Origin of the sequence: Verticiella sediminum (genome assembly GCF_007558815.1) — a bacterium.
Classification (GTDB): domain Bacteria; phylum Pseudomonadota; class Gammaproteobacteria; order Burkholderiales; family Burkholderiaceae_B; genus Verticiella; species Verticiella sediminum.
The window spans coordinates 28555-54697 of the sequence record NZ_VLTJ01000046.1; the positions used below are offsets into that span (position 1 = coordinate 28555).

The window sequence follows — 26143 nt, forward strand, 5'->3', positions numbered from 1 at the left end:
ATCTGCGCCGTGCCGGCCAGGCTTGGCATCTGAATAGGACGTATTACTATCCACGGAGAAACTTCAGGGCGAGAAGGGCGGCTGGGCCTGCCACGGCAGGCGGGGCGCCGAATCGGGAAGTATCGCATGCTTTGCCGGCTCGTCCGTATTCCCCGCGTGCAGGAATCCACCATGTCCACATTCCCGACAGCCGCGCCGCACACCGGCCCGTCCTGGCAGGCCCAGCCGGGCCTAGCGGTGCAGACCGTGCTCACCGACGACGCCGGCGGCGCGTATCGCATCAGCGTGTACGCCCCGCCCGGCCCGGCGCCGGCCCGGGGTTGGCCGGTCCTGCTGTGGCTGGACGACGAGTTCGCCGATCTCGCCTGGGCGCTCTGGCGCCATCATGCGCAGGGGCGCAAAGGGCCGGTGATCGCGCCGGGCGTGCTGGTGAGCGTCGGCTACCCCGGGGCCAGCCGGCGCGAGCAGGACTACGTCCCGGCCCTGGCCGGGGCGGGCGGCGGACGGGCGGACGCGTTTCGCCGCTTCCTGTTCGACGATGTCCTGCCGCAGGTCGCGGCGGGCTGGCCGCTCGATCCGGATACGCTGGCGCTGGGCGGGCATTCCCTGGGCGGGCTGTTCGTGCTCGACACCCTGCTGCGGGCGCCCGAGCGCGCGCATGCGTGGCTCGCGATCAGCCCGTCCGTCTGGTGGGGCGACGGCCATCTGGCCCGCCTGGCCGACAGCGTACCGGCCCAGGCGCACGGCCCGGTCCTGGTCTACGTCGGCGAGCACGAACAGGGGCTGAGCCCCGCCGAGGCCACGCTCGCCGCCGACGCGCGCGAACGCCTGGCCGCACACCGCGGCGCGCGCCGGATGGTCGACGGCGCGCGCGAGTTCGTGCAGGCCCTGGCGCGTGGCGAGGCCCTGCAGCCGAGGTTCACCTGCATTGCCGGCGAGGGGCATCGCTCCCTCGTGCCGCGCGCGCTCGACCTTGCCTTGCGCGGCCTGTACGGTCGCTGAGGACGAGTCAGACGGGGCTGGGAGCCCTCTTCCTGCGCGTACGAGGCGCGTCCAGGCGCCGCCCTCAGCCGCCGCCGAGTTCTCCCGGCGCGAGCGGGCGCGCGTCCTGGGCATCGCCGATGATCAGGAAATGGCCACCCGCCACATGGTGCAGCGTGCGCAGCTCGTCGTGTCCGTCGAAGTGCCAGCGGCCTTCGCTGAAGACGCGCGGATCGGCGTGCGCGGCCAGCACTTCGCCGAGAAAGAGGTCGTAGCGTTGCTCGTTGGCGGGTTCGCGCAGCAGCCGGCATTCGAGCCAGGCCACGCAGCCGTCCACCAGCGGCCCGGCGTTGGCGCGTCCTTCGAGCGCTTCGATGCCGAAGGCGGTGAACTTGTCGCGTCCTTCCTGCTCCTGGAAGGTCTTGCCGGAAGTCGTACCCAGGGCCTGGACGAGGTCGATCTGCGCTCGCGTCGGCACGCTCAGCACGAAGTGGCCGGATGCTTCGACCAGTTCGCGCGTCCAGGTCGCCTTGTCGAGCACCACGGCCACCTTGGGCGGCTCGAAGTCGAGCGGCATGGCCCAGGCGGCCGCCATGACGTTGCGCATGCCGCCATGGGCCGCGCTCACCAGCACGGTGGGGCCAGGGTTGAGCAGGCGGTAGGCACGCTCCAGGGGCACGCTGTGCAAGGGTTCGTTCATGCGGTTCTCCGGCTGAAACGGCTGAGCCGTGGGCATGCCGGCATTGTAGAGGGCGGGCGCAACCGCGGTGGCCTTGGCCGTGCCGCGCGAGACAATGGGCGGCTTGCCTGCCGCCATCAGCCCGGAAGCTCGCGCCGTTGTTGCCGAAAGAAGCGCCAGATCAGGGCGGACGCCTGCGGCCCGTGGCCGCCGTGATAGGGCACCGCTGCGTCGCCTCCGCTCCACGCGTGCTCCAGGCCGGGCATCTCGATCACCGTCACGATCGGCCGGCCCCCTCTGCGCAGCTCGGCAATGCGGTGCTCGCGCCGCGTACCGGCTGCGACAGTGCGCTGGGCCAGTGCGCTCTCGTCGACCTCGTTCAGATGGCAGAACTGCGCGGTGAGCTGGCGCAGGTTGCGCGCGCCGACCGCGGTGTCGCGTTCGCCGTGCAGCAGCAACGCGGGCAGGCCGAGCTCCCGGAGTGCAGGCGCGGACACGGCGTCGATCAGCCCGATGGGCTCGCGCAGGGCGCCGCGCCGCATCGTGTGCAGCCCGCCCATCGCACCCTGTGCGGCGCCGACCACGGGGCTCGAGTGCAGCGCCACCGCAGCGACCAGGTCCGGATGGCGCAGGCCGACCAATGCGCTCATGCCCGCGCCGGCGGACAGGCCGGCGACATAAACGCGCGACGGATCGTAGCTGCCGCTCGCCAGCAGTAGGCGGATCAGGTTCGCGATGGCGTCGGCTTCCCGCAAGCCCGCAGCCTCGGTGGGCTGGAACCAGCGCCAGCAGCGCGTGGCGTTGCGGGTGGTGGATTGCTGCGGGTAGAGCACGGCAAAGCCTTGCTTGTCGGCCAACTGGTTCATCCGCGTGCCTTGCGCGAAATCCTCCGCCGTCTGCTTGCAGCCATGCAGCATGACCAGCAGGGGCATCCCGTCAGGAGCCCCCTGCTCGGGTTTGTATAGACAATAAGACAGGATGAACCCCGGGCCCGCCAGGTGGCGTCGCTGCGCCTGCCAGGCGGGCACGAGACGGGGCAGTGCGGCCTGGGCGCCGGCTCGGGGATTCGCCGGCTTGCGCTGGCTCTTCTTCGGGGTCGCGCCTGTGGTCGACCATGCATCCTTGGCCCGGCGCAGTGCGCTCTTCCAGACCTTTTTCTGCAGGCGGGTAAGTCGTCGGGTGGATTGCATCCACAGCTTGTCGAGGCGCTTCGGCATGAAGGTGGCAGCTTGCGTAGGCAGGGAAAGAGGCAGCCCGATGCGCAGGCTTCGTGCCATCGCCATGCGCTGGGCTTTGCATCCTCGGAACGAGATTTTCGCGTGCTGATCGGCGCGCCCTTTGCTAAGACCGTGCGCGTGGGGCGGCCCGGCGCCCGGATGCCAGACGGCGAGAAGTGCTTAGCCTGTCAAGTTACCACGGCAAGGGCCTGTCAACGCGCAGGGAATCCATCGCGTTGGCCGACCCTAGAAACCCTCGCTGGCCGCCGACGTGACGGCCGACAGCGCCTCGCGCGCGGCGTCGGCGCCCATGGGCAGGGCAGCTTCCAGCGCACCGTGGTGACGCCGCCAGAGCGGCAGGGCGCGGGCCAGCGTGGCCACGCCCTCGGCCGTGAGCTTGAGCCTGCGGGCCCGGCGGTCCTCCTCGGGCACCACGATCTCGATGAGGCCCCGGCGCTGCAGCGGCTTGAGCAGCGCGGTGAGGCTGGTGCGGTCCATGGCGAGCAGCGCGGCCACGGGGCCCGGCGGCGGCGGCTCGGGTCGGTTCAGGGCCATCAGCAGGGAGAACTGCCCGTTGGTCAGCCCGACCGGGCGCAAGACCTCGTCGAAGCGGCGCGCAAGCGCGCGCGCCGCGCGTTGCACGTGCAGGCACAGGCATGCATCCCGGACTTCTGTCGTGGTTGCATACGAAATTTCGTTTGACATGTCGCTCATGAGGCCATTATGTTGATATCAACGTTTTTGTCAAACGCCCGCGGCGGTTGCTGCCGGGCATTACCCAAGGAGGTGCGTATGAAGTACGTCGAAGGCTTCGTTCTCGCAGTCCCGGAGGCCAGCAAGGAAGAGTACGTCAAGCACGCGCGCATGGCGCTGCCCCTGTTCAAGGAGTTCGGCGCCACGCGCATGGTGGAGTGCTGGGGCGACGACGTCCCCGAAGGCAAGCTCACCGACTTTCGCACGGCAGTCAAAGCCGAGCCGGGCGAGGCGGTGGTGTTCAGTTGGATCGAATATCCGTCCAAGGAAGTCCGCGACCAGGCCAACGAGAAGATCATGAACGATCCGCGCATGAAGAGCATGGGCGATGCCATGCCGTTCGACGGCAAGCGCATGATCTTCGGCGGCTTCGTGCCGGTGCTGGACGAGTAAGGCGCCGCGCGCGGGGCGCGTCTGGAGGATATCCCATGGCACAAGTCATCCAACATCTCTGGTTCGCCCGGGACATGCGCGCCGCGCTGGATTTCTACACGCGCGTCGTCCCCCGATCACGCATCGATTGGACGTCCACGCTGCCGATCGAGACCCCGAGCGGGCCGCCCGGCAGCGTGCATCTGGCCGGTTTCCGGCTGGGCGACCAGCGCTACCAGGCCATCGAGGCGGGGCCGCTCGATCCCTTCAACCACAGCTTTTCGGTGATGCTCGAGTGCGACGACCAGGCCGAGCTGGATCGCATCTGGGCGGCCTTCATGGCCGAAGGCGCCCAGCCCGAGCAGTGCGGCTGGCTGCGCGACCGCTGGGGTCTGGCCTGGCAGATCGCGCCCAGGCGGCTGGGCGAGCTGATGTCCGACCCCGACGTCGAGGTGCAAAAGCGCGTCGGGCTCGCCTTCATGGGCATGGTGAAGTTCGACATCGCAGCGCTGGAGGCGGCGGCGCGGGGCTGAGCACGGAGCCGCTTGCGTACGCCGCTCCCTCGGCCGCGGTGCGCATGCGTCCCTGATGGCCCAAGCCGGGCCTCAGGCGCTGCCTTAGGGCTGCTGTGGAACTTCCCGCTTTTCCCAGGGCCGGCAAGGTCCGAACATCGTGCGCATCGTTCACCGACACGGAGACTGCGATGCGCAAGACACCTGGACCGGCCCTTTTCCCCCGCCTGCGTCGCGCTCGTGCGCTGCACAGGGCCGCCGCTGGCGCGGCACTGCTGGGCGCCATGACGGCCGGCCTGGGCCAGGCCGCCGCGCTGGCGTGCGCACCGGGCTCGCCCGCCCAGCAATATCAGCTCGGCGTCGAGGCGCAAAGCGCCGCCGATCACGCCGCCGTGCTCGCACATTGGCGTGCGGCGGCGCAGGGCGGCGACGTGCGTGCCCAGGAAAGCCTGGGCCTCGTGCTGATGGCCGGCCCGGCCTTGCCGGGCCTGTCGCCGGACGATCGCTGCGAAGCCTGGCGCTGGAGCCGCGCTGCGGCCGATCAGGGCAGCGCCGTCGGACGGCATCAATGGGAGCTCCTGGGGCGGCTGCAACGTTCCGCGGGGCTGCCGCCTTGTCCGTAGGGCGGCCATGATGCCCGGGCATTGCGAGCCTCAGCGAGCGTGCGCGTCCCCGCGCAGATGAGCGATGAGCTGCCGCGCATGCGCCGGCAAAGCATCCGGGTCGCGCATTGCCAGCACCAGCCGCCGGGTGGCCCAGTCCTCGTCCAGTCTCACGCGGCGTATGCCCGCCACGCGTGCCTGGCGGATCGCCACGGCCTTGGGTACGATGCCCACGCCGATGCCGGTACCCACCACCCGGCACACCGACTCCAGGCTATGGACGCGGATGCGGTAGGCGAGGGGCCGGCCCAGCAGGCGCACGTGATGCGCCACGTGCGTCTGCAGGGCGCTGTTCTCGCCGAGCCCGACGAAGGGAAGGTCCACCAGTTCGGCCAGCCGCACCGCCGTGCGGGCCGCGAACCCATGCGCCCTGGGCACGATCAGCACCAGCGGATCGTCGCGAAAGAACAGCGTGTGCAGGCCGGCGAGCGGCACCGAGTCCGACACGATGCCCAGTTCGCAGGTACCGTGGCGCAGCGCGTCCACGATGTCGAAGCTCGTGCGTTCTTCCAGGTCCACCGAGATGCCCGGATGCGCGGCAAGAAAGGCGCTGATCGCTTCGGGCAAGTGCTCGCTCAGCGCCGAGGTATTGCACAGTAGCCGCACGTGGCCCTTCAACCCGGAGCCGTATTCACCCAGCTCGCCGTAGAGCTGGTCCATCTGGCGCAGCACCATCCGCGCGTGGTGCACCAGCGTGCTGCCCGCGGGCGTCACGCGCACCCCGCGCGAATCGCGTGTGAGCAGCGGCACACCCAGAGCATCCTCCATGCCGCGGATGCGCTCGCTGGCCGAGGCCAGCGTCATGTGCGTGGCCTGCGCTCCGCCGGTGATCGTGCCGGCTTCGTGCACATTCAGGAAAAGGCGCAGGTCGGTGAGGTCAAAGCGCATGGTGCCGGCAAGATAGCACGTGGCGACGGCTTTTCCCCCTTGCGAATCGCCGCGGCAGCAGCCGGGCGGTGACTCACGGCCGGGCATGTGTGCTAAGGTAAAAAGGATACAAATAATAACCACGGAGGAGGCCATCACCATTCGAACTGCATGAGAAGGGGGATAGCTTCCAATGATCGAATTCCAGGGCAAGCAGATCCAGGCCGCCATCTTCGACATGGACGGCACAATGTTCGACACCGAACGGCTGCGCTTCAAGACCTTGAACCAGGCCTCGCGCGAACTGACCGGCAAGCCCATCACCGAGACTGTGCTGATGGGCTCGCTGGGTCTCAGCGCCAAGCGGGCCGAGGCGCTCGCCAAGTCCTATCATAGCGAGGACTACCCATACGCCGAGATCCGCAAGCGCGGTGACGAGCTCGAACTGAGCTATGTGCGTACCTATGGCGTGCCGGTCAAGACCGGCTTGATCGAGGTGCTCGAGCGGCTGCGCAAGAGCGGTCTGGTGATGGCCGTGGCCACCTCCAGCCGCCGCGCGATCGCAGAGGAATACCTGATCAACGCCAACGTCCTCAAGTATTTCGACATCACCGTCTGCGGCGACGAGGTCAAGCAGGGCAAACCCCATCCCGAGATCTTCCTGCGTGCGGCGGCGGCCCTCAATACGCCGCCCGATCAATGCCTGATGTTCGAAGACTCGGAAAACGGCCTGCGCTCGGCGGCAGGCGCCGGTGGGCAGGCGATTCTCATCGAGGACATCAAGGTGCCCACGGCCGAGATGCATGCGCAGGCGCTGCGCAGCTATGGCCACATGCTGGATTTTCTCGACGAACTGGTGGCCTGCACACCCGCCATGGGCGTCCCGGCGCTCACCGAACCCTTTCCCCAGGCCATGAACCAGATGCGCGCGGGCATCCATGGCTTCGGCGCGATGGGCGGCGGCTATCTCGCGCAGATCTTTTCCCATTGGGACGGCTATACCCGGCCTTGCGAGATCGTGGCCACCACCGGCGACGCCACGCTGCGCGAGCTCGTCAACGCCTTCGGCAAGTACAGTGTGCGCTATGGTGCCTATGCGTTCGATCAGACGATCGACAACGTGCGCCTGGTCGACATGGCCGACGAAGCCGCGGTCATCGACATGTACCGTGCCTGCGAAGTGGTCGGTCTGAGCCTGCCCGAAGTGGCGATCCGCGGGCAGGCCGAGCTGATCGCCCGCGGTCTGGTGCACCGTTTCGAGCAGAACGGCCGGGATCTCACCATCCTGGTCGTGCTCAACAAGGTGTCGGGCGCGAGCTTCGTGCGCAAGCAGGTGCAGGCTGCGCTCGCACGCGTGGCGCACGAGTCCATCGCGGCGCAGATCATGGCGAAAACCCACTTTGCCGAGACGGTCGTCAACCGCATCGCGTCCAAGCTGACGCGCGACGCCCTGCTGCGCCAGGCGCGCATCAAGTTCGAGCTGTTCGAGAAGAACCTGCTCGAGAGCACCAGCGACGACGCCCGCAAGCCTGCGCCCGCCGCCCGCAGGGGATCGGACATTTCGCGGATCGCGCACAAGTTGCGGCATGCGTCGCGCTATTCGCAGGCGTTGGGTGACCTGCACCTGATCCTCTTCAACAGCGAACCGGACATGGCGTTGTATGCGCAACACGGCAGCCCCATGCTTGCCCGCCTGCGCCAGGTGCGCAAGGTGGACGACATCGGACAGATCCAGCTCATCAAGAATCGCCTCTGGAACGGTACGCACGCCATCGTCGCCTGGTATGCGAGCCTGCTGGGCTACGAGACCATCGGCCAGGGAATGGGCGACGACCGTATCGCCGCGCTGGCGATCGGCTTGATCAAGCGCGAGATCGAGCCGGCCATGCTGCGCGAGCAACCCGCCATGCAACCCATCCTGGCCTCGCTCACCAAGACCTTCATCGCGCGCTGCCGGGCATCGTTCAAGGACCCGTGCGCCCGCGTCGGCCGCGACCCGCTGCGCAAGCTCCAGCGCAGCGAGCGCGTTCTCGGCAGCATTGCGCTGGCCGCGCGCCACGGCATCGAGACGCCGGCGCTGGAGTACGGTGTCGCGCTGGGCATCCTGCGCGCACTGCGTACCGGGGCACCCCTGGCGGAGTGCCGTCGGGTGCGCGAACTGTACGGGCAGGGCCATTCATTGGCGGACGTGCTGGCCTACGACGGCCCATACAACGGCAAGCCCTATCCCGGCCTGGATCGACAGCGCGACGCAGCCCTGATCGCACGGATCTCCCGGCATTTCGCTCTGTTGCAGGACCCGGACAGCGATCACTGGAACTGGCCGCTGGCCTGGCTGGAGTCGGGTGGGCTGGGCGAGCTCGCGCCCGCTACGAATCTCGCGGACATTGCTGCATGACGAGTGCGGCCGCGACTGGCGCGGTGTGCCGCGCCAGTCGGCAGCGACGTCACATCAAACGTCGATATTCCCCGCCGACAGCGCGAAGGTCTCGATGAACGCCCGCCGCGGCTCCACCTGGTCGCCCATCAGCGTGGTGAAGATCTCGTCGGCCGCGATGGCGTCCTCGATCTGCACGCGCAGCAGGCGGCGCACGCTCGGGTCCATGGTGGTTTCCCAGAGCTGGCTGGCGTTCATCTCGCCCAGGCCCTTGTAGCGCTGCTTGCTGATGCCGCGTTCGGCCTCGCTGCGCAGCCACTGCACGGCTTCGCCGAAGGTGGTGACGGGGCTGCTGCGCTGCTTGTCGCCCTCGCCGCGCATCACCTGGGCGCCGGCCTGGATCAGGCCGTTGAAGGTGACGGCGGCGGTGCGCAGAGCGGTATAGTCCGCACCCTGGATGAAGTCGGTATCGAGCACGCTGGTGCGCAGGTTGCCATGCAGCCGGCGCCGCACGATCACGCGCCAGCGCTCGGCGATCTCGTCGTACTCCGCGCTGGTCTGGATGGCGGTCGGGTCCATCGGGTCGTGCATGGCGCGCGCCAGGCGTTCGGCGGTGTCCGTGGCCTCGGCTTCGGTGTCCAGGCGGACTTCGTCGCCCTGCAGGATGGCGCGCAGGGCCTGGCCGTCGATGCGCCGCGACAGGCGGTTGATGATGGCGTCGGCGACGTTGTACTGGCGCACGAGATCGGACAGCGCCTCGCCCTGGATCGGTTCGGCGCCTTCCTTGGCGACGAGCTGGGCGTGCCGCAATGCGAGCTGCATCATGTAGGCGGTCTCTTCCTGGTCGTCCTTCAGGTAGATCTCCTCGCGGCCGGCCTTGATGCGGTAGAGCGGGGGCTGGGCGATGTACACGTGGCCGCGCGCGATCAGCTCGGGCATCTGGCGATAGAGCAGGGTGAGCAGCAGGGTGCGGATGTGCGCGCCGTCCACGTCCGCATCGGTCATGATGATGATGCGGTGATAGCGCAGCTTGTCGATGTTGAAGTCGGCCGGGCCGATGTTGGTGCCCAGCGCGGTGATGAGGGTGGCGATCTGCTCGCTGGAGATCAGGCGGTCGAAGCGCGCGCGCTCGACGTTCAGCACCTTGCCGCGCAGCGGCAGGATCGCCTGGAACTTGCGGTCGCGGCCCTGCTTGGCCGAGCCGCCGGCCGAGTCGCCCTCGACGATGTAGAGCTCGGAGAGCGCCGGGTCCTTCTCCTGGCAGTCGGCGAGCTTGCCGGGCAGGCCGGCGCCTTCGAGCACGCTCTTGCGGCGCGTCATCTCGCGCGCCTTGCGCGCGGCCTCGCGCGCGCGCGCGGCCTCGACGATCTTGCCGCACAGCGACTTGGCGTCGGTCGGGTGCTCGAGCAGCCAGGTCTCCAGGCCCTTGGCCACGGCTTCCTCGACGGCGGGCCGCACTTCGCTCGAGACCAGCTTGTCCTTGGTCTGGCTGCTGAACTTGGGTTCGGGCACCTTGACCGACAGCACGCAGGCCAGGCCCTCGCGCATGTCGTCGCCGGTGGTGTCGACCTTGGCCTTCTTGGCGATCTCGTTGTCGACGATGTACTTGTTGATGACGCGGGTCATCGCCGCGCGCAGGCCGGTGAGGTGGCTGCCGCCGTCGCGCTGCGGGATGTTGTTGGTGAAGCACAGTACCGTTTCGGAGTAGCTGTCGTTCCACTGCAGGGCCACGTCCACGTCCACCGGCACGCCGCCGGCCGAGGACTGGCTGGTGACGTGAAAGATGCTCGGATGCAGGACGGTCTTGGCGCGGTTGATGTACTGCACGAAGCCGGCGGTGCCGCCGATGAAGGCGAAATCCTCGGTCTTGTCAGTGCGCTGGTCGATCAGGCGGATTTTCACGCCGTCGTTCAGGAACGACAGTTCGCGCAGGCGCTTGGCGAGAATGTCGTAGTGGAACTCGATGTCGGTGAAGATGGTCGGGTCGGCAAGAAACTGCACCTCGGTGCCGCGCTTGTCGGTCTCGCCCACCACCTTGAGGGGCTCGACCCGCTCGCCCTGGCGGAACTCGATCTGGTGCACCTTGCCGTTGCGGCGGACGGTTAGCTTGAGCCATTCCGACAACGCGTTCACGCAGGACACACCCACGCCGTGCAGGCCGCCCGATACCTTGTACGAGTTCTGGTCGAACTTGCCGCCGGCGTGCAGCTCGGTCATGACGATCTCCGCGGCGCTGCGCTGGAACTCGTCGTCCTTGTGGATGTCCGTCGGAATGCCGCGGCCGTTGTCGGTCACGGAGATCGAATTGTCGCCGTGGATGGTGACGACGATTTCGTCGCAGTAGCCGGCCAGGGCTTCGTCGATGGCGTTGTCCACCACCTCGAACACCATGTGGTGCAGGCCCGTGCCGTCCGAAGTGTCCCCGATGTACATCCCGGGGCGCTTGCGCACGGCCTCCAGGCCTTTCAACATCTTGATGGAGTCGGCGCCGTAGTCGGCTTGCGGGTTCTGCGTATCGGTCATGGTCTACCTTGTGTCTGATTCGGCGCCAGCGCGGGAAAGCGTGCGCGCAAAGGCGCACGGCGCTGGCGCATGCACCGGCACCGCGCAGGATGCGCGGGCGCCGGCGACGATGCGCGTCAGATGCGCATCGGCATCACCACGTACTTGAAGTTCTGGTCCTCGGGCACGGTGATGAGAGCCGAGGAATTGGCGTCGCCCATTGCCCAGGTCACGCGGTCGGTCTTGAGGTTGCCGAGCACGTCGAGCAGGTAGCTGACGTTGAAGCCCACGTCGAGCGCATCGAAGTTGTAGAGGATCTCGAGCTCTTCCTGGGCTTCTTCCTGCTCGGCGTTGTTCGCCGAGATGCGCAGCACATTGTCGGCAAGCTGCAGGCGCACGCCCTTGAACTTGTCGGTGGTCATGATCGCGATGCGCTGCAGGGTGCGCAGCAGGTGCTCGCGCTCGACGTCGAACTCCTTGGCGTAGCCGCTGGGGATGACGCGCTTGTAGTCAGGGAACTTGCCCTCGACCAGCTTGGAGATGAATTCGATGTCGCCGAAGCGAAAGCGGATCTGGTTGCCCGCCACGTCGACGTGCACCGGTTCGTCGGTGTCTTCGAGTAGGCGCAGCAGTTCGAGCACGGTCTTGCGCGGGATGATGACTTCCTGGCGCTCGGCAAGCACGGTGCCGGTGCTGACGGCGTGAAAGGCGAGCCGGTGGCCGTCGGTCGCGACGGCGCTCGCCATGTTGCTCTCGAACACCAGCAGCATGCCGTTCAGGTAGTAGCGGATGTCCTGCACGGCCATGGCGAAGTGCACCATGTTGAGTAGCTGGCGCAGCGCCTTTTGCGGCAGCGACAGGCTGGCGCTCCAAGTCTCGGGCTGGGCCACGGTCGGGAATTCGGCCGCCGACAGCGTCTGCAGCGCGAAGCGGCTGCGCCCGGCCGTCACGGTGAGCTTGTTGCTCGCGTGCGAGAGCGAGACGTCGTCCGTGTCCGGCAGGGCACGCAGGATGTCGAGCAGCTTGCGGGCGGCCACCGTGGTGGACTCGTTGCCCGGGTCCGCGCCGAAATCGGCGTGGGTCGTGATCTGGACTTCGATATCGGTCGCGATGAACGAAACCCGATCGCCTTCTTTCTTGAGCAGCACGTTGGCCAGGATCGGCAGCGTGTGCCGCCGTTCCACGATGCCCGCCACGGTGGTGAGCGGCTTCAACAGCGCATCGCGCGAGGCTTTGACCAGTTGCATGTTCATCCTTTCAGGGTTTGTTCCAGCACGTGCAGGTTGTGATTGAGTTCCGCCTGCTTCAGTCGCGCTTCTGAAATTTTGCGCACCGCGTGCAGCACGGTGGTGTGATCACGGCCGCCGAAGAGATCGCCGATCTCGGGCAGGCTTTTCTGCGTCAGCTCCTTGGCGAGATACATGGCGATCTGGCGCGGCAGGGCGATGTTCGCCGGCCGGCGTTTCGAGTACATGTCGGCCACCTTCATCTTGTAGAAGTCGGCCACGGTTTTCTGGATGTTCTCCACGGTGAGTTGACCGTTGGACACCGACAGCAGGTCCTTCAGGGCTTCCTTGCAGACGTCCACGGTGATGGAGCGGCCGTGAAAGCGCGCATAGGCCAGAACCTTGCGCAGGGCGCCTTCGAGTTCGCGCACGTTGCTGCGCAGGTGCTTGGCGATGAAGAACGCGACTTCCTCGGGCAGCGGCACGCCTTCGGTCTCGGCCTTGCGGATCAGGATCGCCACGCGCATCTCGAGCTCCGGCGGCTCGATCGCCAGCGTCAGGCCCGAGTCGAAGCGCGAGATCAGGCGCTCGTCGATGCCGGTGAGCTCCTTGGGATAGGTGTCGCTCGTGATGATGATCTGCCGGCGCTGCTGGACGATGGCCTCGAAGGCGTAGAAGAACAGCTCCTGGGTGCCGTCCTTGCCCGAGAAGAACTGGATGTCGTCGATGAGCAGCAGGTCGAGCGAGTGGTAGTAGCGCTTGAATTCGTCGAAGGACTTGCGGTGGTAGGTCTTGACCACGTCCGAGACGAACTGCTCGGCGTGGATGTAGCGCACGCGCGAGTTGATGTTCTCGGCCACCAGCGAGTTGCCGATGGCATGGATGAGGTGGGTCTTGCCCAGGCCCACGCCGCCATACAGAAAGAGCGGGTTGTACGAGGTGCCGGGGTTTTCCGCGACCTGCAGCGCGGCGGCGCGCGCGAGCTGGTTGGCCTTGCCGGTGACGAAGTTGTCGAAGGTGAGGTCGGCGTTCAGGCGCGAGCGCTCGTAGACGATGTTCGCGTCGGTGTGCGTGGTGTTCGGCGGCGCAGGCGGGGCGGGCATGGCCGGCGGTTCGGCCGGCGCCATGGCGGTGGACGCCTGCACCGGCTCGCTGCGGCGCACCGGGGGCGGGGCCACGCTGGGCGCGGGGCGGGCGACGCTGCCGTCCAGCTCGAAGCGCACGCTCACGGGCCGCTGGTACCACTCGGCCGCAATGCTCTCGATGCGATTGGAGAAGTTGCTGCGGGCCCAGTCGAGCTTGAAACGATTCGGCGCACCGATCCGCAGCATCCCCTCGTCCTCGTTGAAGCCGAGCGGAGTCAGCGGCCGGATCCAGGCGCTGATCTGTTGCGGGGGAATTTCCTGCTCCAGACGCTGAACGCAGGCTTGCCAGAATTGTTCCATCGAATGCTAGGCCCTTAAACCTCGATTTTACCTCGTCCGGGGGCAGTTATCCACAGGGCGCGCGTGACGCCACCCCAGCAGAACCGATTTATAGACCGGGTAAAAAAAGACCCCGCCGAACGCCGGCGGCTGAGGGTGCCGAAAGTGGTGAATCAGGAGATACGTGCGACGAACGGAGCACACGCCGCGGCGCCCGGATGCGGTGCCGGCAGGGCGAGATGATAGCGCGTTCTGAGGCCGACGTGCGCCCGGGCCCAGGCTGGCCAGCCTCCGCTTGACGCCGCGTGAAGGGGGAGGCAAGCGCTGGGCTCGGGGGCCGGGGCGGCCTGGGCAAGTCCTGCCGGCAACGTTGGCGCTGCGCCGGTGTTTTCGGTATTATGGTATACCAACATACAATCTTGGAGACAGTGATGTCCTTGCCAACCCGGTGGGTCCGTCGCACCGTGGCCTTCGCCATGTTCGCCGTGGCGGGCGCTGCCGCATCGACCGGCGCCGCCCATGCTGCCTATCCCGAAAAACCCATCACCCTGCTCATCCCTTTCGCACCGGGCGGCAGTTCCGACATCATCGGCCGGCTGGTGGCTCCGGCGCTGGCGGACAAACTCGGCCAGTCCGTCGTGATCGAGAACATCTCGGGTGCGGGCGGCGTGGTCGGCACGCAGCGCGCGGTGCGCGCGCCGGCCGACGGCTACACCGTCCTCGTGGGTTCGGGTTCCGAAATCCTCATCAATGGCCTGATCAATCCCAGCATCAGCTACGACGGCCAGAAGGACCTGGCGCCCGTGGCCTTCATCGGCGTCGGCCCGATGGTCCTGGTGGGCAAGCCGGAATTGGCCGCCGGCGACTTCTCGGAACTGCGCGCGTTGGCCGCCCGCGAACCTGGTGCGCTGAGCTACGCCTCGGCCGGCAACGGTACGCCCATGCACGTGGCCGGCGAACTGCTCAACATGCACGCCGGGCTGGACCTCACGCACGTGCCGTATCGCGGTGCGGCGCCCGCGCTGGTGGATGTCATGGGCGGCCAGATCGACCTCGCCGTCTCGACCCTGAGCGCCGCTCAGCCGCACATCCGCGCCGGCCGCGTCAAGGCCCTGGGCACCACCGGCGCCGAGACATCCGCGCTCGCCCCCGATCTGCCCGCGCTCGGCAAGCAGCCCGGGCTCGAAGGCTTCGACCTGGGCGTGTGGTTCGGACTGTTCGTGCCGACCGGCACGCCGCCCGACGTCGTCAAGGCACTGGAGGACGCCGCCCGCAGCGTCCTGGCCGCCCCGGAACTGCGCGCCAAACTGGCCGAGCAGGGCATCGAAGCGTCCGGCGAGTCAGGCGAAGCGCTGCGCGCCTTCATGCAGGGCGAAGTCGAGAAGTACCAGGACGTCGTCAAGGCCGCCAACCTCACGCTAGACCCCGCCGCCGCGAAATAAGCCCCACTACCCGGAGATCCGCACACATGACCACCGCCGCCATCCGCAAGATCGTTACCTACACTGAAACCACGCTGATCGAGGGCGGCAAGTCCGCGCCGCGTCCGCTCGTGCTGCATGCTGTTGCCGCCGTCCTGGCCAACCCGTGGGCCGGCCGGGGCTTCGTCGAGGATCTGCAGCCGCAGATCCAGTCCGTTGCGCCCGTGCTGGGCGAATTGCTCACCGAGCGCATCCTCGCGCTGACGGGCTCTGGCGAAGCAGTCGAAGGCTACGGCAAGGCCGCCGTGGTCGGCACCAGCGGCGAGATCGAGCATGCGTCGGCGCTCATCCACACGCTGCGCTTCGGCAACTTCTACCGCAAGGCGGTGGGCGCCCGGAGCTATCTCAGCTTCACCAATGTGCGCGGTGGCCCGAACTGCGCGATCTCCATCCCGCTGATGCACAAGAACGACGAGGGCATGCGCTCGCACTACCTGACGGTGCAGTTCGCCATCAACGACGCTCCTGCGCCCGACGAGATCGTGGTCGCCCTCGGCGCCTCCGTGGGCGGGCGGCCGCATCACCGCATCGGCGACCGCTACCAGGATCTCGAGGCGCTGGGAAGCAATGACGTCGCCTGAGCCGATGAAGACAGGGGTCGATCCGCGCGGCCCGGCCGGCGGGGAGGACGACGGGCCGTGCCGTCGGGAGGTGCACACCGTCGTGCCGGCGGCGGCCAGGCCGGCCGCCATCGAGGGCATCACGCCGGCCGGAACGGGCTATACCGTCGTCGGCGAGGGCGAGCCGCTGGTGCTGATACACGGCGTGGGCATGCAGCGCGGCATATGGGCGCCGCAGATCGACGATCTCGCCCGCACGCATCGGGTCATCGCCTACGACATGTTGGGTCACGGCGATAGCCGTCTGCCGCCCGCCGAGCCGACGCTGACCGACTATGCCGGACAGCTCGTCGAGCTGCTCGAGCATCTGGGCATACGCCGCGCCAACGTGTCGGGCCACTCGATGGGGGCGTTGGTGGCGCTGGCCTTTGCCCTGGAGCATCCCGAGCGCACCCTGCGCATGGCCACGGTGAACGCGGTCCACCAGCGCACGCCGGCGCAGCGCGCGGCGGTTCGGGCGCGTGCCCTTGCCCTGCAGCAAGCCGGCGCGCCGGCCGGTATCCCGGCGACCCTGGCGCGCTGGTTCGGCGATCCCGTTCCCGAGGCGCTGGCGCCGCTGGCGCGGCAGGCCGGCGAATACCTGGCCTCGGTCGATCTGCAGGGCTACGCGCGTACCTATCGGCTCTTTGCCAACGCAGACGGCGAGCACGGCCACCGCCTGCAGGAGCTGGCCATGCCCGCGCTCTTCCTGACCGGCTCCGACGATACGAACTCGCTGCCGTCGATGTCCGCCGCCATGGCGGAGCAGGCGCCGCAGGGCGTGCTCGTGGTCGTTCCCGAGGCTCGCCACATGATGACGATGACCCATGCGCAGGCCGTGAACCGGGCGCTGCGGGAATGGCTCGCCCGGCCAGCCGCCTGAGCCATCGTCCGCGGCCCGCGGCATGGGCGGGCGGCCGCCTCGGCCGCCCGCGCGCTTCGTCCCCGCCATCCGCCCGGACGGCGGGCGCCCCGGCACGGGCCGCGGTACGCATGGAATACTAGCGGCCGTGATTCCAGCGAGGCCAGGCATGGCAGAGATTCCCCGGACTACCCTGAAAGTCGATCGCAGCGGCAAGACGCTGCGCGAGCTCACTCTGGACAAGATGCGCGAGGCCATCTGGGCCGGCCATTTCCGGCCCGGTGACCGGCTCGTCGAGCGCAGCCTGTGCGAACAACTGGGTGTCAGCCGATCGATCGTGCGGGAAGTCCTGCGCCACCTGGAGGCCGAAGGGCTGGTCGAGTCCGTTGCGCACCATGGGCCCGCCGTGGCCCGGCTGAGCGCCGAGCAGGCCGCGCAGATTTACGAGATACGCGCCCTGCTGGAAGGCCAGGCGGCCAGGCGGTGCGCCGAGACGGCCGACAATGCGGCCATCGACGCCCTGGCCGGGCTCAATGCCCGGATCCAGGAAGCCTTCGCCGCGGGCGATCACCTGGCCGTGATGAATCGCACGGCCGCCTTCTATGAGCGGCTTTTCCTCGAAGCCGGCATGACCGTAGCCTGGGATGTCGTCCAGTCGCTCAATGCCCGCATCACGCACCTGCGAGCGCTGACCATCGGCTCGAGCGGCCGCCGCGGCGATGCGGCCGCCGAAATGGGCCGTTTGATCGATGCGCTGCGCCAGCACGATGCCCAGGCCGCGCAGCAGGCTTCGCAAGAGCATGTGCAGCGGGTCGCGCAGATCGCGGCAAGGCAGTTGGCGGCGCTGGCCTGAATCCACCAGGTAAAGAAACACCCCCCAAGCGAAACACCCCCCAAGCGGCGGGGCGCTGCATCGCAAGCCGCAAGCATTCGGCGCTGGCGGCGGCCACGCCGCCTGTGAGCGTCGCCGCCGTGCGGTGTCAACCCCGGTGCGCGCCCCGGGCCTGCCGGTGCCATGCATCGACGGTATTACGCAGCAGCATTGCAATCGTCATCGGCCCGACGCCGCCCGGCACAGGGGTCAGGCGGGCGGCCACGCGGCGGACGCTTTCGAAATCCACGTCCCCGCACAGGCTTCCCGCCAGCGCGCCTTGCTGCACCCTGTTGATGCCCACGTCGATGACGGTGGCGCCGGGTTTGACCATGTCTGCGGTGATCATCCTTGCGCGTCCCACCGCGACCACCAGGATGTCGGCCAAGCGTGTCAACGCCCCGATATCGGCGCTGCGGCTATGGCAGACCGTCACGCTGGCGTCGGCGGCGAGAAGCAGTGTCGCCAGAGGCTTGCCCACGATGAGGGATCGCCCGAGCACCACGGCATGGGCGCCGGCGAGCGGAACGTTCCCGGCTTGCAGCATGTGCATCACGCCCGCGGGCGTGCAGGGACGAAAGCCGGGCAACCCGCTCACCAGCCTGCCCTGGTTCAGCGCGCCAAAACCGTCGACGTCTTTGACCGGGTCGATCTCGGCTAGGGCTGCGAGCGTGTCCATGCCGCTCGGCAACGGCAGTTGCACGAGGATGCCATGGACGTCGCGCGCCGCGTTCAGGCGCCGGATCTCGGCGGCGATCTGCTCCTGGGTTGCGGTTGCAGGCAGGCTGACGTGGATGGACCGTATGCCGACCTCCTCGCAGGCCCGGATCTTGTGCTTCACGTAAACGGCGGAGGCCGGATCCGCACCGACGAGCACGACGGCCAATCCGGGCGGCGACGCCTGGAACGGTGCCAGCTCGGTTCGAAGGTCCTCGCGCAGCTTTGCCGCGAGCCCGGACCCATTCATGATCTCGGCAGTCATCGGCTCATGCGCTCTGTTGGAATACGACGGTTCGGTCGCCATTGAGCAGGACTCGGTGCTCCGCGTGCCACTGCACTGCACGGGCGAGCACGACGTTCTCGACGTCTTTGCCGATTTTCACGAACGCTTCCGGTGACAGCCCGTGGCCCACACGCACCACGTCCTGCTCGATGATCGGCCCTTCGTCGAGGTCCGGTGTGACGTAGTGCGCCGTCGCACCGACCACCTTGACGCCGCGGGCATGCGCCTGGTGATACGGGCGCGCTCCCTTGAAACTGGGCAGAAACGAGTGATGAATGTTGATGCACCTGCCTTCCAGACGCTGGCACATGCGGTCGGAGAGCACTTGCATATAGCGCGCGAGCACGGTGAGCTCGGCTCCCGTCGTGCGTACCACGTCGAGAAAGCGGTCTTCCTGATCGTGTTTGTCCGCGGTCATCGGCAAATGGTGGAAGGGGATGCCGAACCAGTCGACCATGCGGCGCATGTCTTCGTGGTTGGAAACCACGCCCACGATGTCCACGTCGAGTTCATTGGCATGCCACTTGTGCAACAGATGGTTCAGGCAATGGCCCAGCCGCGACACCGCGATCACTACCTTCATCCGGTGGTCGGATTCGTACAACTGGATGTCCATGCCGAACTGCTGCACGACCGGCGCCAGCGCCTGCAGGAAATCGGCTCTCGATGTCGCATGAACGTCGGAGGGCCGGAACACCGTTCGCATGAAGAACATCTCGCTCGCGGTGTCGCCATGATGGGATGATTCGACGATGAATGCGTCCGCAGCCGCCAGAGCCGAAGCGACGGCCGCAACGATCCCGACCGAGTCACGGCAGCGGATTGTCAGAATGAAGGACCTCATTGCACGGCCTCCTGTCCGTGGGCAGTGTTGCGAGCGTGAACGAGCCACGACTCGAGATAGGCAAGCAGCGTTCTGTCGACGAGAATCCAGACTCGATCACACGCCGCGTTGAAAATGAGTACTCCGATATCGGCCAGGCGAGCGCCGGCGATGCGCCCAGGCCGTGGCAAGGAGTGGGTATCGACGAGCTGCGCCAGCCAGTGCGTCAATCGGTGCCCTTCGATTTCGAGCACGGCCGTCTGCTCGGACACTTCCAGCGCGACACTGCTCGGGCTCTTTCCGGCCTGGAGTCGCTCCAGCAGGCTCGCAGCGACCGCGGCTTGAGTGGAGACGACCAGCGCTTCCGATGGCGATCGCCACAACACTGCGGGGTCGCCTGCCTGTACCTCTCCCGCGTCTTGCGGCCAACGCAGGCCAAGTCGTTCGAAGACGGCTGGTACGTCGCGATCGCCAGCCATGCGGCGCACCGAAACGACCGAGATATCCGCCAGCGTGCGCCACTCGACCCGAGGGACGGCAATACAGTCATTGACCATGGATACGCTCGTTGTTGGCATCGAAAAACGGTGTTTGAACCACTTCCACGTCCACGCACTTGCCGAAAGACCACGCGCGCAGCCGTTCGCCCATCCGGCTGGCGCCGCCCGCCAGTTGCGCAAGGGCAATCGGCTCGCCCAGGGTCGGGCTGAAATAGCTGCTGGTCACATGGCCTTGGGGCGCGTCGCCGCGTCCGCTGGCCCCCAGATGGGCTCCCACCGGGATCGGCGTTGCGCGGTCGACGGGCTTTATCCCCACCAACCCGGGTCTGAACGAGTCCAATGCCGCCGGCCGGAGCAAAGAGCGTCGGCCAACGAAGTTCGCCGGCTTCTTGCCGGGGCTGCGCCAAAGCCCGACATCCTGTGGCAGCGAAGTGCCGTCGGTGTCGGCGCCCACATGGATGAAGCCTTTCTCGGTGCGCAGGATCATGAGCGCTTCGATGCCGTACATGCCTACGTTCAGCGCCCGTCCTGCATGCCATAACCGGTTCAGCAGATGTTCGGTGCGGGAAGCCTGCAGATTGATCTCGTAGCCCAGCTCGCCGCTGAAGCTTGCGCGCAGCACGCGCAGTTGCTGCCCGTCCAGAGCGCCCTGTGCCATGGTCATGTGCGCCATGCGCTCCGGCGCGAAGGCGTCGTCCAGTCCGATGCTGTGCAACAGCCTCCACGCCAACGGTCCGGAGACCGTCACGTTGCCCCACTGGGCTGTGACCGGGCAGATGAGTACCTTCAAATGGGGATACTCGCATTGCAACCATTCTTCGAAGGCGAGCGCGGCCTGCTCCGCGCCGCCCGACGTGGTATTCACCCAGAAGTGATCGGGCCCCAGTCTGGACACGATGCCATCGTCAACGATCACGCCGTGCTCGCTCAATCGCACCCCGTACCGGGCACCGCCGATCCTGAGCGTCGAGATCTGGCCCACGAACATCAGGTCCAGGAACTCCGCGGCGTCAGGGCCGTACACTGCGATCTTTCCCAGGGGGGTGCCGTCGAACAGGGCGACACTGTTGCGCACGTGGGCCGCCTCCCGTTGTGCCGCCGCATGCAGATCCTCTGCGGGCCGCGGATACGCCGCAGGCCGTTCCCATGAGCCGAATTCCTCGAACAATGCACCGCGTTCCGCATGGAAGCGGCGCGCCTGGAGGTGTCTGACCGGGTGCAGGCGCGCGCCTGTGCGACCCGCCGCAATGGCATTCAGCGTGACCGGCCGGTAGGGCGAGCGGAACTTCGTGGTGCCCACTTGTTGAGGCGCGCGATCCGTGGCCCGGCCCATCAGGACGATCGCGTTGACGTTGCTCGTCTTGCCCTGATCCGTGGCCATTCCTGTTGTCGTGTACCGCTTGAAATGCTCGATGGACCGGTAGTTCTCCGAAGCGGCGATCCGGATGTCGCGCACCGTGACGTCGTTCTGAAGGTCGACGAACTGCTTTGCCGGGTGTCGTTTGTACAGCGCGAGCGCGGCTGGCGGCGGCTGATTGTCCGCCGGGACAGCGCCAAAGCCGACGCCTGGCGTCGGCGTCTTGGGCGCATGGCTCGTTCCTAGCCGGCCCACCGCGTCGGCGTGTTCCAGCGTTTGCTCGACGTCGAAAATGCCCGCGCAAGCCCCGACACTCGCCACACCGGCGAGTGGCTTGTCGGGCACGAACATCGAGCTTTCCTCGACCCACTTCAACGAGCCGCCCGATTGCGCATACAAGCTTACGTTCGGGGTGGCGCCTCCAGCGCTTGCGATGTTGTCGCAAGCCAGCCGCCGCAGCCGGCCGCCCGCCAGGTCGGCTATCGTGACTCCGCTCATCCCGGCGGCGCTGCCATGCACGGCGGTGATCGTGCTATCCGGATACCAGGCGATGTGAGCGGGGACGTCGACCACGCCGATGTCGATTGCCTGCCGGCAGTCCACGATCGCGGCCACTTCGATGCCGGCAAGGGACAGGGTCGCCGCGATGGCGTAGGCGGCATCGCAGGCCGTTGCGATCACGACGCGCTTGCCGCATGCCACGCCGTAAAGCGCTGCATAGCGTTCGAGCGCGCCGGCGAGCATCACGCCCGGGCGGTCGTTGTCCGGGAACAGCATTGGCCGGTCGAACGCACCGGTTGCAAGGACCACGTCGTGGGCTCGGATTCTTACCAGCCGCTCGCGCACCGGCGCTCCGGGCGCGCCGGTCTGCACTGCCGTGATCAGGCCATGGTCGTACGAGCCCAAGGCCGTTGTGCGCGTCAACAGGCGGCCGCCGGCGCGCTGAAAGTCCGCGAGCAGGGACTCGACGAGTGCCATGCCGTTCGGGGCGCGCGCTACCTGCGCTGCCAGACGCCCGCCCGGCTCGAGGTCCGACTCGATCAGAACGACGCTTCGTCCCGCCTGCACCGCCGAGAGTGCGGTGCGTGCGCCGGCAAGGCCGGCGCCGATGACGAGAAGATCGGCGGCGAGCGAGATCTCGCCGTAGCGCTCGGGGTCTGCGTGTTCGCTCGGACGGCCGCTGGCGGCCAGTCGTCGGATGGCGGGCTCGAACCACTTCCAGTCGGGGCGGATGAAGGTCTTGTAGTAAAAGCCCGCCGGCAGGTAGGGCGAGACGATGCCCAGGCCTGCGAGCAGGTCGTGCTTGAGGCTGGGCCAGCAGTTGCCGCTGCGCACGACGAGGCCGTCGGCGGCCGGTACTTCGGTCAGGCGGCTGTTGGGCGTGCGTGTGGATCCCGTGCCGATATCGGCTATGCCGGTCGGCTCTTCGGGCCCGCACGAGTAGATGCCGCGCGGGCGGTGCAGTTTATAGCTGCGGCCAACGAGCCGTATACCGTTGGCCAGCAGCGCGGACGCGACGGTGTCGCCCGCGAACGCATGGACGGACTGACCGTTGAACGAGAAGCGAAGGGCGGTTTCGCGGTCGATCCTCCCGCCCCAGGGGGGCGGCAAGCGCATGCTACTCATCGACGTCTCCAGCGGCTGTGCCCATGCGATAGGTCTGCGTCACTTCGTGGGTGAGGGTGTCGCGCAGTACGTTGAACCATTGGCCGCAGCCGTAGGTGTGGCGCCAGCGTTCGCGATGCGGGCCAGCCGGGTTATCGCGCATGAGCAGATAGTCGGCCCATTCGTCGTCCGAGCAGGTCAGCGGGGGGCGCGTCAGATGTGCGGGACCCCCGCAGTGGAATTCGCTTTCCATGCGTGGTCCGCACCAGGGGCAGGTTAGAAGCATCATTTGGCGTCAGTGTGCAATGCCGGCCGCAGCGGCTTCATCGATGAAGCGACCGCTGGAGAAGCGGCCTAGTTGGAACGGCTGCGCAAGCTCGTGCGTGCGGTCGGTCGCGAGTTGGTGCGCCAAGGTCCATCCGCCAACCGGTATGCCTTTGAAGCCGCCCGTGCCCCAGCCGCAGTTCAAATAGAGGCCGGTAACGGGCGTCGGCCCAATGATGGGGCTGGAGTCCTGGACCACGTCGACGATGCCCGCCCATTGCCGCATCAGGCGCAGGCGGCCAAGAGAGGGAAACATCTCGACCGTGGCCGCAACCACTTGCTGGGTAATGGCGAAGCTGCCGCGCTGGGCATAGGAGGGAAAGTGATCGAGTGCGCCGCCCATGACGATTTCGCCCTTGTCGCTCTGGCTCCAGTACGCGCCGAGCGAGGGCGAAAGCGTCACCCGCTCCAGCACGGGTTTGACGGGTTCCGTCACCATCGCCTGCAAGGCGTAGCTCGTTACGGGCAGGCGAAGGCCTGCCCACTGCGCAATCCGGCTGCTGTGACCGGCCACGCATATCGCGACTTTGTCCGCGTGTATCGTGCCGAGCTCAGTGTGGACCGCCTTGACGACCCCATCTTGTATATCGAACCCAGTGGCCGCGCAGCCCTGGACGATGTCGACGCCCAATGCGCTTGCCCCCCGTGCGTACCCCCAGGCCACGGCATCGTGTCGGGCCGAGCCGGCGCGCTTCTGGATCAGCCCGCCGAGAATCGGAAACCTCGCGCTCGCCGAAAAATTCAGCCGGGGCTCGAGTTCCCGCACCTCTTTGGCGCTCAGCATCTCTGCATCCACCCGGTTGCTTTGCATCGCGTTTGCCCAACGCGCCTGCAGGTCCAGGTCATGGCGCGAATGCGCGAGCGTGATCATGCCGCGTTGGCTGAACATGATGTTGTAGTTCAGCTCGCGTGAAAGACCTTCATAAAGGCGCACGGAGAAGTCGTAGAGGCGCGCGCTTTCCGGGTAGAGGTAGTTCGACCGGATGATCGTGGTGTTGCGCCCGGTGTTGCCTCCCCCGATCCAGCCTTTCTCTATCACCGCCACGTTCGTGATGCCGTGGTTCTTGGCCAGGTAATAGGCGGTCGCCAAGCCTTGGCCGCCGCCGCCGATGATGATCACGTCATAGCGCTTCTTGGGCCTTGCATCTCGCCAGGCCGGGGCCCAATCGTCTTGATCGGCTCCAGCCGCGAACAGATTCCAGGCGGAGTAATGGGTTCGAGTGTGCATGGCGGAACTATATTTTAAAAGATACAGTACTGTAAACCCTATGTTGCCGGCCCGGTATGCCGAATTGGGTTGCCGCCACTCGAAATTTGCGTCGCTGAACGCCTCAATATGTTGGCTATTCTTAAAAGATACAGTAGTGTATCATTTGGCCGAGGCGGTCGTCGTTCCGACGGCGCGACGTCGCGTCGGCGCGCTTTTGTCGTCCTTCCCATGAGGTCATGCAATGCATCGAAGTCCCGACACTCTCTTTGCCCTGCCGGGTGAACCGCCGCACGAGCAGGTTTCCATGTTCTGCGACGCCGGCTCCGGGCTGCGCACGATCATTGCCATTCACAGTACCGCGAGAGGGCCGGCATTCGGCGGGTGCCGGGTGTGGAGCTACGCGTCGGACGCTGATGCGCTGCGCGATGCGCTGCGGCTCTCGCATGGCATGAGCCTGAAGAATGCCCTGGCCGGCCTGCCGTTCGGCGGCGGCAAGGCCGTCATTCTCAAGCCGGTCGAGACGCCGGAGCGCGCGTCGTTGTTCCAGGCGTTCGGCAAGCGGGTCGATATGCTGGGGGGGCGCTACATCACGGCGGAGGACGTCGGCAGCACCACCGACGACATGAGGGCGGTGCAGCGCAATACGGCGTTCGTCAGCGGCATCCCGCGCGATGGCTCTTTTGGCGGAGACCCCTCGCCCAAGACCGCATGGGGGGTGTTTCTCGCCATCGACGAAGCGGTGCGGCACGTCATGAAGCGCCCGCTCGACGGTGTGACCGTGGCCGTGCAGGGACTGGGCTCCGTCGGGATGGCGCTGTGCCGGCATCTGCATGCCGCGGGTGCCCGGCTCAAGGTGTCGGATCTCGATCAGGATCGCGTGCGCTACGCGCAGTCGACCTTCGCGGCCATGCCGGTGGACTCGGATCAGATCCTGGCGACGCCTTGCGACGTGCTGGCGCCCTGCGCGCTGGGCGGGGTGCTGAACGCTTCGAGCGTGCCGCGCGTTGCCGCGGCCATCGTCGTGGGGGCATCCAACAATCAGTTGCTGACGCCGGCCGACGGCGACGCGCTGCACGCGCGAGGCGTGCTGTACCTGCCGGACTTTCTGGTCAATGCGGGCGGTATCATCAGCGCCGCCCGGGAGTATCTGGGTACCGGCGATGAGGCTGAGGTGATGCGCGAGATCGGGATGATTCGCCAGCGCGTGGCCGAATTGCTGGAACGCTCCGGGGGGCAGGCCCCGTTTCGTGTCGCTCAGCAATGGGCCGAGGCGTTGGTGGGCTAGATGATAAGATTTCACGCATGGCAAATCTCGTCCCGAAAACCTCGCCGGCCACCTGGGTGGAGACCGCCCGCAAGGCGCTGATAGAAGAGGGCGTGCACGGTGTCAAGGTCGACCGCCTGGCACAGCGTCTGGGCGTGACCCGTGGGGGCTTCTACAAGCACTTCCAGGACCGCGGCGAGCTGCTCGAGCAGCTCTTGGCGCGATGGGAAAGCGAGAATCTTTTCTTGTTGGAAGGCCCCATCCCGAAGTCTGCCGCCGAGGCGGCGGTGATGCTCGAGCGCGTGAGCGAGAGGCTGATCACGGAGGACGGGTTCGACCCCAAGTATGACCTGGCCGTGCGGGACTGGGCGCGCAACGACAAGCGCGCGGCCTGGGCGGTCGAACGGGTCGATGGCAAGCGGTTGGAAGGGCTCGAGCGGCTTTTCGTCGCGATGGGGTGCACCGCGGAAGAGGCCGCAGTCAGGGCCCGGGTGTACTACTACCATCAGATCGGCTACTACTCGATGGGGGTCAAGCAATCCGTATCCGAGCGAAAACGGCTCATGCCGGTGTATATGCAGATATTCCTCGGGCCTGAGCTCCTGCCGGCCAAAGCGAAAGCCGTCCTGTCCGGCAAGACGAAGACGACCTGAGCACGCCCGGGAGCGCCTG

General features: G+C 67.1%; 24 protein-coding genes. 11 read left to right on the forward strand and 13 right to left on the reverse strand.

Features of this window, described 5'->3' with window-relative positions; all coding sequences use genetic code 11:
• The first annotated feature begins 171 nt into the window (after window positions 1–171).
• Window positions 172–1002 carry an alpha/beta hydrolase gene (locus FOZ76_RS27180; RefSeq protein ID WP_170235654.1) on the forward strand — a complete coding sequence of 277 codons (831 nt, stop codon included), beginning with the start codon at window positions 172–174 and terminating at the stop codon, window positions 1000–1002.
• A 64-nt stretch (window positions 1003–1066) separates the two neighbouring features.
• Here FOZ76_RS27180 and FOZ76_RS27185 read toward each other — a convergent pair whose 3' ends face one another.
• The 3 genes from FOZ76_RS27185 to FOZ76_RS27195 all read right to left on the reverse strand — a co-directional run bounded on the left by FOZ76_RS27185 (window position 1067) and on the right by FOZ76_RS27195 (window position 3582).
• Window positions 1067–1681: a flavin reductase family protein gene (locus tag FOZ76_RS27185; RefSeq protein WP_143951439.1), complete on the reverse strand. Its 615-nt coding sequence runs from the start codon at window positions 1679–1681 to the stop codon at window positions 1067–1069.
• A 116-nt stretch (window positions 1682–1797) separates the two neighbouring features.
• Window positions 1798–2877: an extracellular catalytic domain type 1 short-chain-length polyhydroxyalkanoate depolymerase gene (locus FOZ76_RS27190; RefSeq protein ID WP_170235655.1), complete on the reverse strand. Its 1080-nt coding sequence runs from the start codon at window positions 2875–2877 to the stop codon at window positions 1798–1800.
• Between the two features lie 246 nt (window positions 2878–3123).
• Window positions 3124–3582 carry a MarR family winged helix-turn-helix transcriptional regulator gene (locus tag FOZ76_RS27195; RefSeq protein ID WP_143951441.1) on the reverse strand — a complete coding sequence of 153 codons (459 nt, stop codon included), beginning with the start codon at window positions 3580–3582 and terminating at the stop codon, window positions 3124–3126.
• An 87-nt stretch (window positions 3583–3669) separates the two neighbouring features.
• Between FOZ76_RS27195 and FOZ76_RS27200 the strand changes: the two genes are divergently transcribed.
• From FOZ76_RS27200 to FOZ76_RS27210, 3 genes are all read left to right on the forward strand, one after another.
• Window positions 3670–4023, forward strand: a complete 354-nt coding sequence (locus tag FOZ76_RS27200) for a DUF1428 domain-containing protein (protein WP_143951442.1) — start codon at window positions 3670–3672, stop codon at window positions 4021–4023.
• Between the two features lie 35 nt (window positions 4024–4058).
• Window positions 4059–4535, forward strand: coding sequence for a VOC family protein (locus tag FOZ76_RS27205; RefSeq protein WP_143951443.1), 477 nt, complete (start codon window positions 4059–4061; stop codon window positions 4533–4535).
• A gap of 170 nt (window positions 4536–4705) precedes the next feature.
• Window positions 4706–5137 (forward strand): SEL1-like repeat protein, encoded by a 432-nt coding sequence (locus FOZ76_RS27210; protein WP_143951444.1) that lies wholly within the window; start codon window positions 4706–4708, stop codon window positions 5135–5137.
• A 30-nt stretch (window positions 5138–5167) separates the two neighbouring features.
• Here the strand turns inward: FOZ76_RS27210 and FOZ76_RS27215 are convergent, their stop codons facing one another.
• Window positions 5168–6064, reverse strand: a complete 897-nt coding sequence (locus tag FOZ76_RS27215) for a LysR family transcriptional regulator (RefSeq protein WP_143951445.1) — start codon at window positions 6062–6064, stop codon at window positions 5168–5170.
• Window positions 6065–6236: 172 nt separating this feature from the next.
• Between FOZ76_RS27215 and mtlD the strand changes: the two genes are divergently transcribed.
• Window positions 6237–8441, forward strand: coding sequence for a bifunctional mannitol-1-phosphate dehydrogenase/phosphatase (gene mtlD / locus FOZ76_RS27220; RefSeq protein WP_143951446.1), 2205 nt, complete (start codon window positions 6237–6239; stop codon window positions 8439–8441).
• A gap of 54 nt (window positions 8442–8495) precedes the next feature.
• Here mtlD and gyrB read toward each other — a convergent pair whose 3' ends face one another.
• The 3 genes from gyrB to dnaA form a co-directional block, all read right to left on the reverse strand.
• A complete protein-coding gene (gene gyrB, locus FOZ76_RS27225; protein ID WP_143951447.1) occupies window positions 8496–10943 on the reverse strand; it encodes a DNA topoisomerase (ATP-hydrolyzing) subunit B in 2448 nt (815 codons plus the stop codon).
• A gap of 116 nt (window positions 10944–11059) precedes the next feature.
• The gene (dnaN, locus tag FOZ76_RS27230) at window positions 11060–12169 is read right to left on the reverse strand and encodes a DNA polymerase III subunit beta (protein ID WP_143951448.1); all 1110 of its coding nucleotides are present in this window, start codon (window positions 12167–12169) and stop codon (window positions 11060–11062) included.
• A 2-nt stretch (window positions 12170–12171) separates the two neighbouring features.
• Window positions 12172–13593: a chromosomal replication initiator protein DnaA gene (dnaA, locus tag FOZ76_RS27235; protein WP_143951449.1), complete on the reverse strand. Its 1422-nt coding sequence runs from the start codon at window positions 13591–13593 to the stop codon at window positions 12172–12174.
• Between the two features lie 410 nt (window positions 13594–14003).
• Here dnaA and FOZ76_RS27240 point away from each other — a divergent pair, with 410 nt between their 5' ends.
• The 4 genes from FOZ76_RS27240 (at window position 14004) to FOZ76_RS27255 (ending at window position 17367) form a co-directional block, all read left to right on the forward strand.
• Window positions 14004–15014: a Bug family tripartite tricarboxylate transporter substrate binding protein gene (locus FOZ76_RS27240; protein WP_246129804.1), complete on the forward strand. Its 1011-nt coding sequence runs from the start codon at window positions 14004–14006 to the stop codon at window positions 15012–15014.
• Window positions 15015–15040: 26 nt separating this feature from the next.
• Window positions 15041–15634 (forward strand): amino acid synthesis family protein, encoded by a 594-nt coding sequence (locus FOZ76_RS27245; protein ID WP_143951450.1) that lies wholly within the window; start codon window positions 15041–15043, stop codon window positions 15632–15634.
• The gene (locus FOZ76_RS27250; protein ID WP_246129805.1) at window positions 15621–16535 is read left to right on the forward strand and encodes an alpha/beta fold hydrolase; all 915 of its coding nucleotides are present in this window, start codon (window positions 15621–15623) and stop codon (window positions 16533–16535) included. Before FOZ76_RS27245 ends, FOZ76_RS27250 begins: the two co-directional genes overlap by 14 nt.
• Before the next feature lie 148 nt (window positions 16536–16683).
• The gene (locus FOZ76_RS27255) at window positions 16684–17367 is read left to right on the forward strand and encodes a GntR family transcriptional regulator (RefSeq protein ID WP_143951451.1); all 684 of its coding nucleotides are present in this window, start codon (window positions 16684–16686) and stop codon (window positions 17365–17367) included.
• A gap of 127 nt (window positions 17368–17494) precedes the next feature.
• On the opposite strand, the gene folD is transcribed toward FOZ76_RS27255, so the two are convergent.
• The 6 genes from folD to FOZ76_RS27285 are packed head-to-tail and all read right to left on the reverse strand — an operon-like array spanning window position 17495 to window position 24225.
• A complete protein-coding gene (gene folD, locus FOZ76_RS27260) occupies window positions 17495–18367 on the reverse strand; it encodes a bifunctional methylenetetrahydrofolate dehydrogenase/methenyltetrahydrofolate cyclohydrolase FolD (protein ID WP_143951452.1) in 873 nt (290 codons plus the stop codon).
• Between the two features lie 4 nt (window positions 18368–18371).
• Entirely contained in the window at window positions 18372–19232 is an 861-nt protein-coding gene (purU, locus tag FOZ76_RS27265) for a formyltetrahydrofolate deformylase (RefSeq protein WP_143951453.1), read from the reverse strand.
• Window positions 19229–19768 carry an aminomethyltransferase family protein gene (locus FOZ76_RS27270; protein WP_143951454.1) on the reverse strand — a complete coding sequence of 180 codons (540 nt, stop codon included), beginning with the start codon at window positions 19766–19768 and terminating at the stop codon, window positions 19229–19231. Before FOZ76_RS27270 ends, purU begins: the two co-directional genes overlap by 4 nt.
• Window positions 19758–22694 (reverse strand): 2Fe-2S iron-sulfur cluster-binding protein, encoded by a 2937-nt coding sequence (locus FOZ76_RS27275; protein ID WP_143951455.1) that lies wholly within the window; start codon window positions 22692–22694, stop codon window positions 19758–19760. The genes FOZ76_RS27270 and FOZ76_RS27275 overlap by 11 nt, the downstream gene beginning before the upstream one ends.
• Window positions 22687–22962 carry a sarcosine oxidase subunit delta gene (locus FOZ76_RS27280; protein WP_143951456.1) on the reverse strand — a complete coding sequence of 92 codons (276 nt, stop codon included), beginning with the start codon at window positions 22960–22962 and terminating at the stop codon, window positions 22687–22689. The genes FOZ76_RS27275 and FOZ76_RS27280 overlap by 8 nt, the downstream gene beginning before the upstream one ends.
• Before the next feature lie 6 nt (window positions 22963–22968).
• Window positions 22969–24225 (reverse strand): sarcosine oxidase subunit beta family protein, encoded by a 1257-nt coding sequence (locus FOZ76_RS27285; RefSeq protein ID WP_143951457.1) that lies wholly within the window; start codon window positions 24223–24225, stop codon window positions 22969–22971.
• A 286-nt stretch (window positions 24226–24511) separates the two neighbouring features.
• Between FOZ76_RS27285 and FOZ76_RS27290 the strand changes: the two genes are divergently transcribed.
• Window positions 24512–25492, forward strand: coding sequence for a Glu/Leu/Phe/Val family dehydrogenase (locus tag FOZ76_RS27290; RefSeq protein ID WP_246129806.1), 981 nt, complete (start codon window positions 24512–24514; stop codon window positions 25490–25492).
• Window positions 25493–25509: 17 nt separating this feature from the next.
• Complete coding sequence (locus tag FOZ76_RS27295; RefSeq protein ID WP_170235656.1) at window positions 25510–26124, forward strand: TetR/AcrR family transcriptional regulator; 615 nt, start codon at window positions 25510–25512, stop codon at window positions 26122–26124.
• Window positions 26125–26143 lie beyond the last annotated feature (19 nt).

Bases quoted from the DNA above. Each gene is read 5' to 3' on its own strand.
- FOZ76_RS27245 (WP_143951450.1), top strand. From the start codon at position 15,041: ATGACCACCGCCGCCATCCGCAAGATCGTTACCTACACTGAAACCACG.
- FOZ76_RS27180 (WP_170235654.1), top strand. From the start codon at position 172: ATGTCCACATTCCCGACAGCCGCGCCGCACACCGGCCCGTCCTGGCAG.
- folD (WP_143951452.1), bottom strand. From the start codon at position 18,367: ATGACTGCCGAGATCATGAATGGGTCCGGGCTCGCGGCAAAGCTGCGC.
- FOZ76_RS27215 (WP_143951445.1), bottom strand. From the start codon at position 6,064: ATGCGCTTTGACCTCACCGACCTGCGCCTTTTCCTGAATGTGCACGAA.
- FOZ76_RS27250 (WP_246129805.1), top strand. From the start codon at position 15,621: ATGACGTCGCCTGAGCCGATGAAGACAGGGGTCGATCCGCGCGGCCCG.
- gyrB (WP_143951447.1), bottom strand. From the start codon at position 10,943: ATGACCGATACGCAGAACCCGCAAGCCGACTACGGCGCCGACTCCATC.
- FOZ76_RS27270 (WP_143951454.1), bottom strand. From the start codon at position 19,768: ATGGTCAATGACTGTATTGCCGTCCCTCGGGTCGAGTGGCGCACGCTG.
- FOZ76_RS27275 (WP_143951455.1), bottom strand. From the start codon at position 22,694: ATGAGTAGCATGCGCTTGCCGCCCCCCTGGGGCGGGAGGATCGACCGC.
- FOZ76_RS27205 (WP_143951443.1), top strand. From the start codon at position 4,059: ATGGCACAAGTCATCCAACATCTCTGGTTCGCCCGGGACATGCGCGCC.
- FOZ76_RS27280 (WP_143951456.1), bottom strand. From the start codon at position 22,962: ATGATGCTTCTAACCTGCCCCTGGTGCGGACCACGCATGGAAAGCGAA.
- FOZ76_RS27285 (WP_143951457.1), bottom strand. From the start codon at position 24,225: ATGCACACTCGAACCCATTACTCCGCCTGGAATCTGTTCGCGGCTGGA.
- purU (WP_143951453.1), bottom strand. From the start codon at position 19,232: ATGAGGTCCTTCATTCTGACAATCCGCTGCCGTGACTCGGTCGGGATC.
- FOZ76_RS27255 (WP_143951451.1), top strand. From the start codon at position 16,684: ATGGCAGAGATTCCCCGGACTACCCTGAAAGTCGATCGCAGCGGCAAG.
- FOZ76_RS27295 (WP_170235656.1), top strand. From the start codon at position 25,510: ATGGCAAATCTCGTCCCGAAAACCTCGCCGGCCACCTGGGTGGAGACC.
- dnaN (WP_143951448.1), bottom strand. From the start codon at position 12,169: ATGCAACTGGTCAAAGCCTCGCGCGATGCGCTGTTGAAGCCGCTCACC.
- FOZ76_RS27185 (WP_143951439.1), bottom strand. From the start codon at position 1,681: ATGAACGAACCCTTGCACAGCGTGCCCCTGGAGCGTGCCTACCGCCTG.
- FOZ76_RS27210 (WP_143951444.1), top strand. From the start codon at position 4,706: ATGCGCAAGACACCTGGACCGGCCCTTTTCCCCCGCCTGCGTCGCGCT.
- FOZ76_RS27240 (WP_246129804.1), top strand. From the start codon at position 14,004: ATGTCCTTGCCAACCCGGTGGGTCCGTCGCACCGTGGCCTTCGCCATG.
- FOZ76_RS27190 (WP_170235655.1), bottom strand. From the start codon at position 2,877: ATGCCGAAGCGCCTCGACAAGCTGTGGATGCAATCCACCCGACGACTT.
- mtlD (WP_143951446.1), top strand. From the start codon at position 6,237: ATGATCGAATTCCAGGGCAAGCAGATCCAGGCCGCCATCTTCGACATG.
- FOZ76_RS27195 (WP_143951441.1), bottom strand. From the start codon at position 3,582: ATGTCAAACGAAATTTCGTATGCAACCACGACAGAAGTCCGGGATGCA.
- dnaA (WP_143951449.1), bottom strand. From the start codon at position 13,593: ATGGAACAATTCTGGCAAGCCTGCGTTCAGCGTCTGGAGCAGGAAATT.
- FOZ76_RS27290 (WP_246129806.1), top strand. From the start codon at position 24,512: ATGTTCTGCGACGCCGGCTCCGGGCTGCGCACGATCATTGCCATTCAC.
- FOZ76_RS27200 (WP_143951442.1), top strand. From the start codon at position 3,670: ATGAAGTACGTCGAAGGCTTCGTTCTCGCAGTCCCGGAGGCCAGCAAG.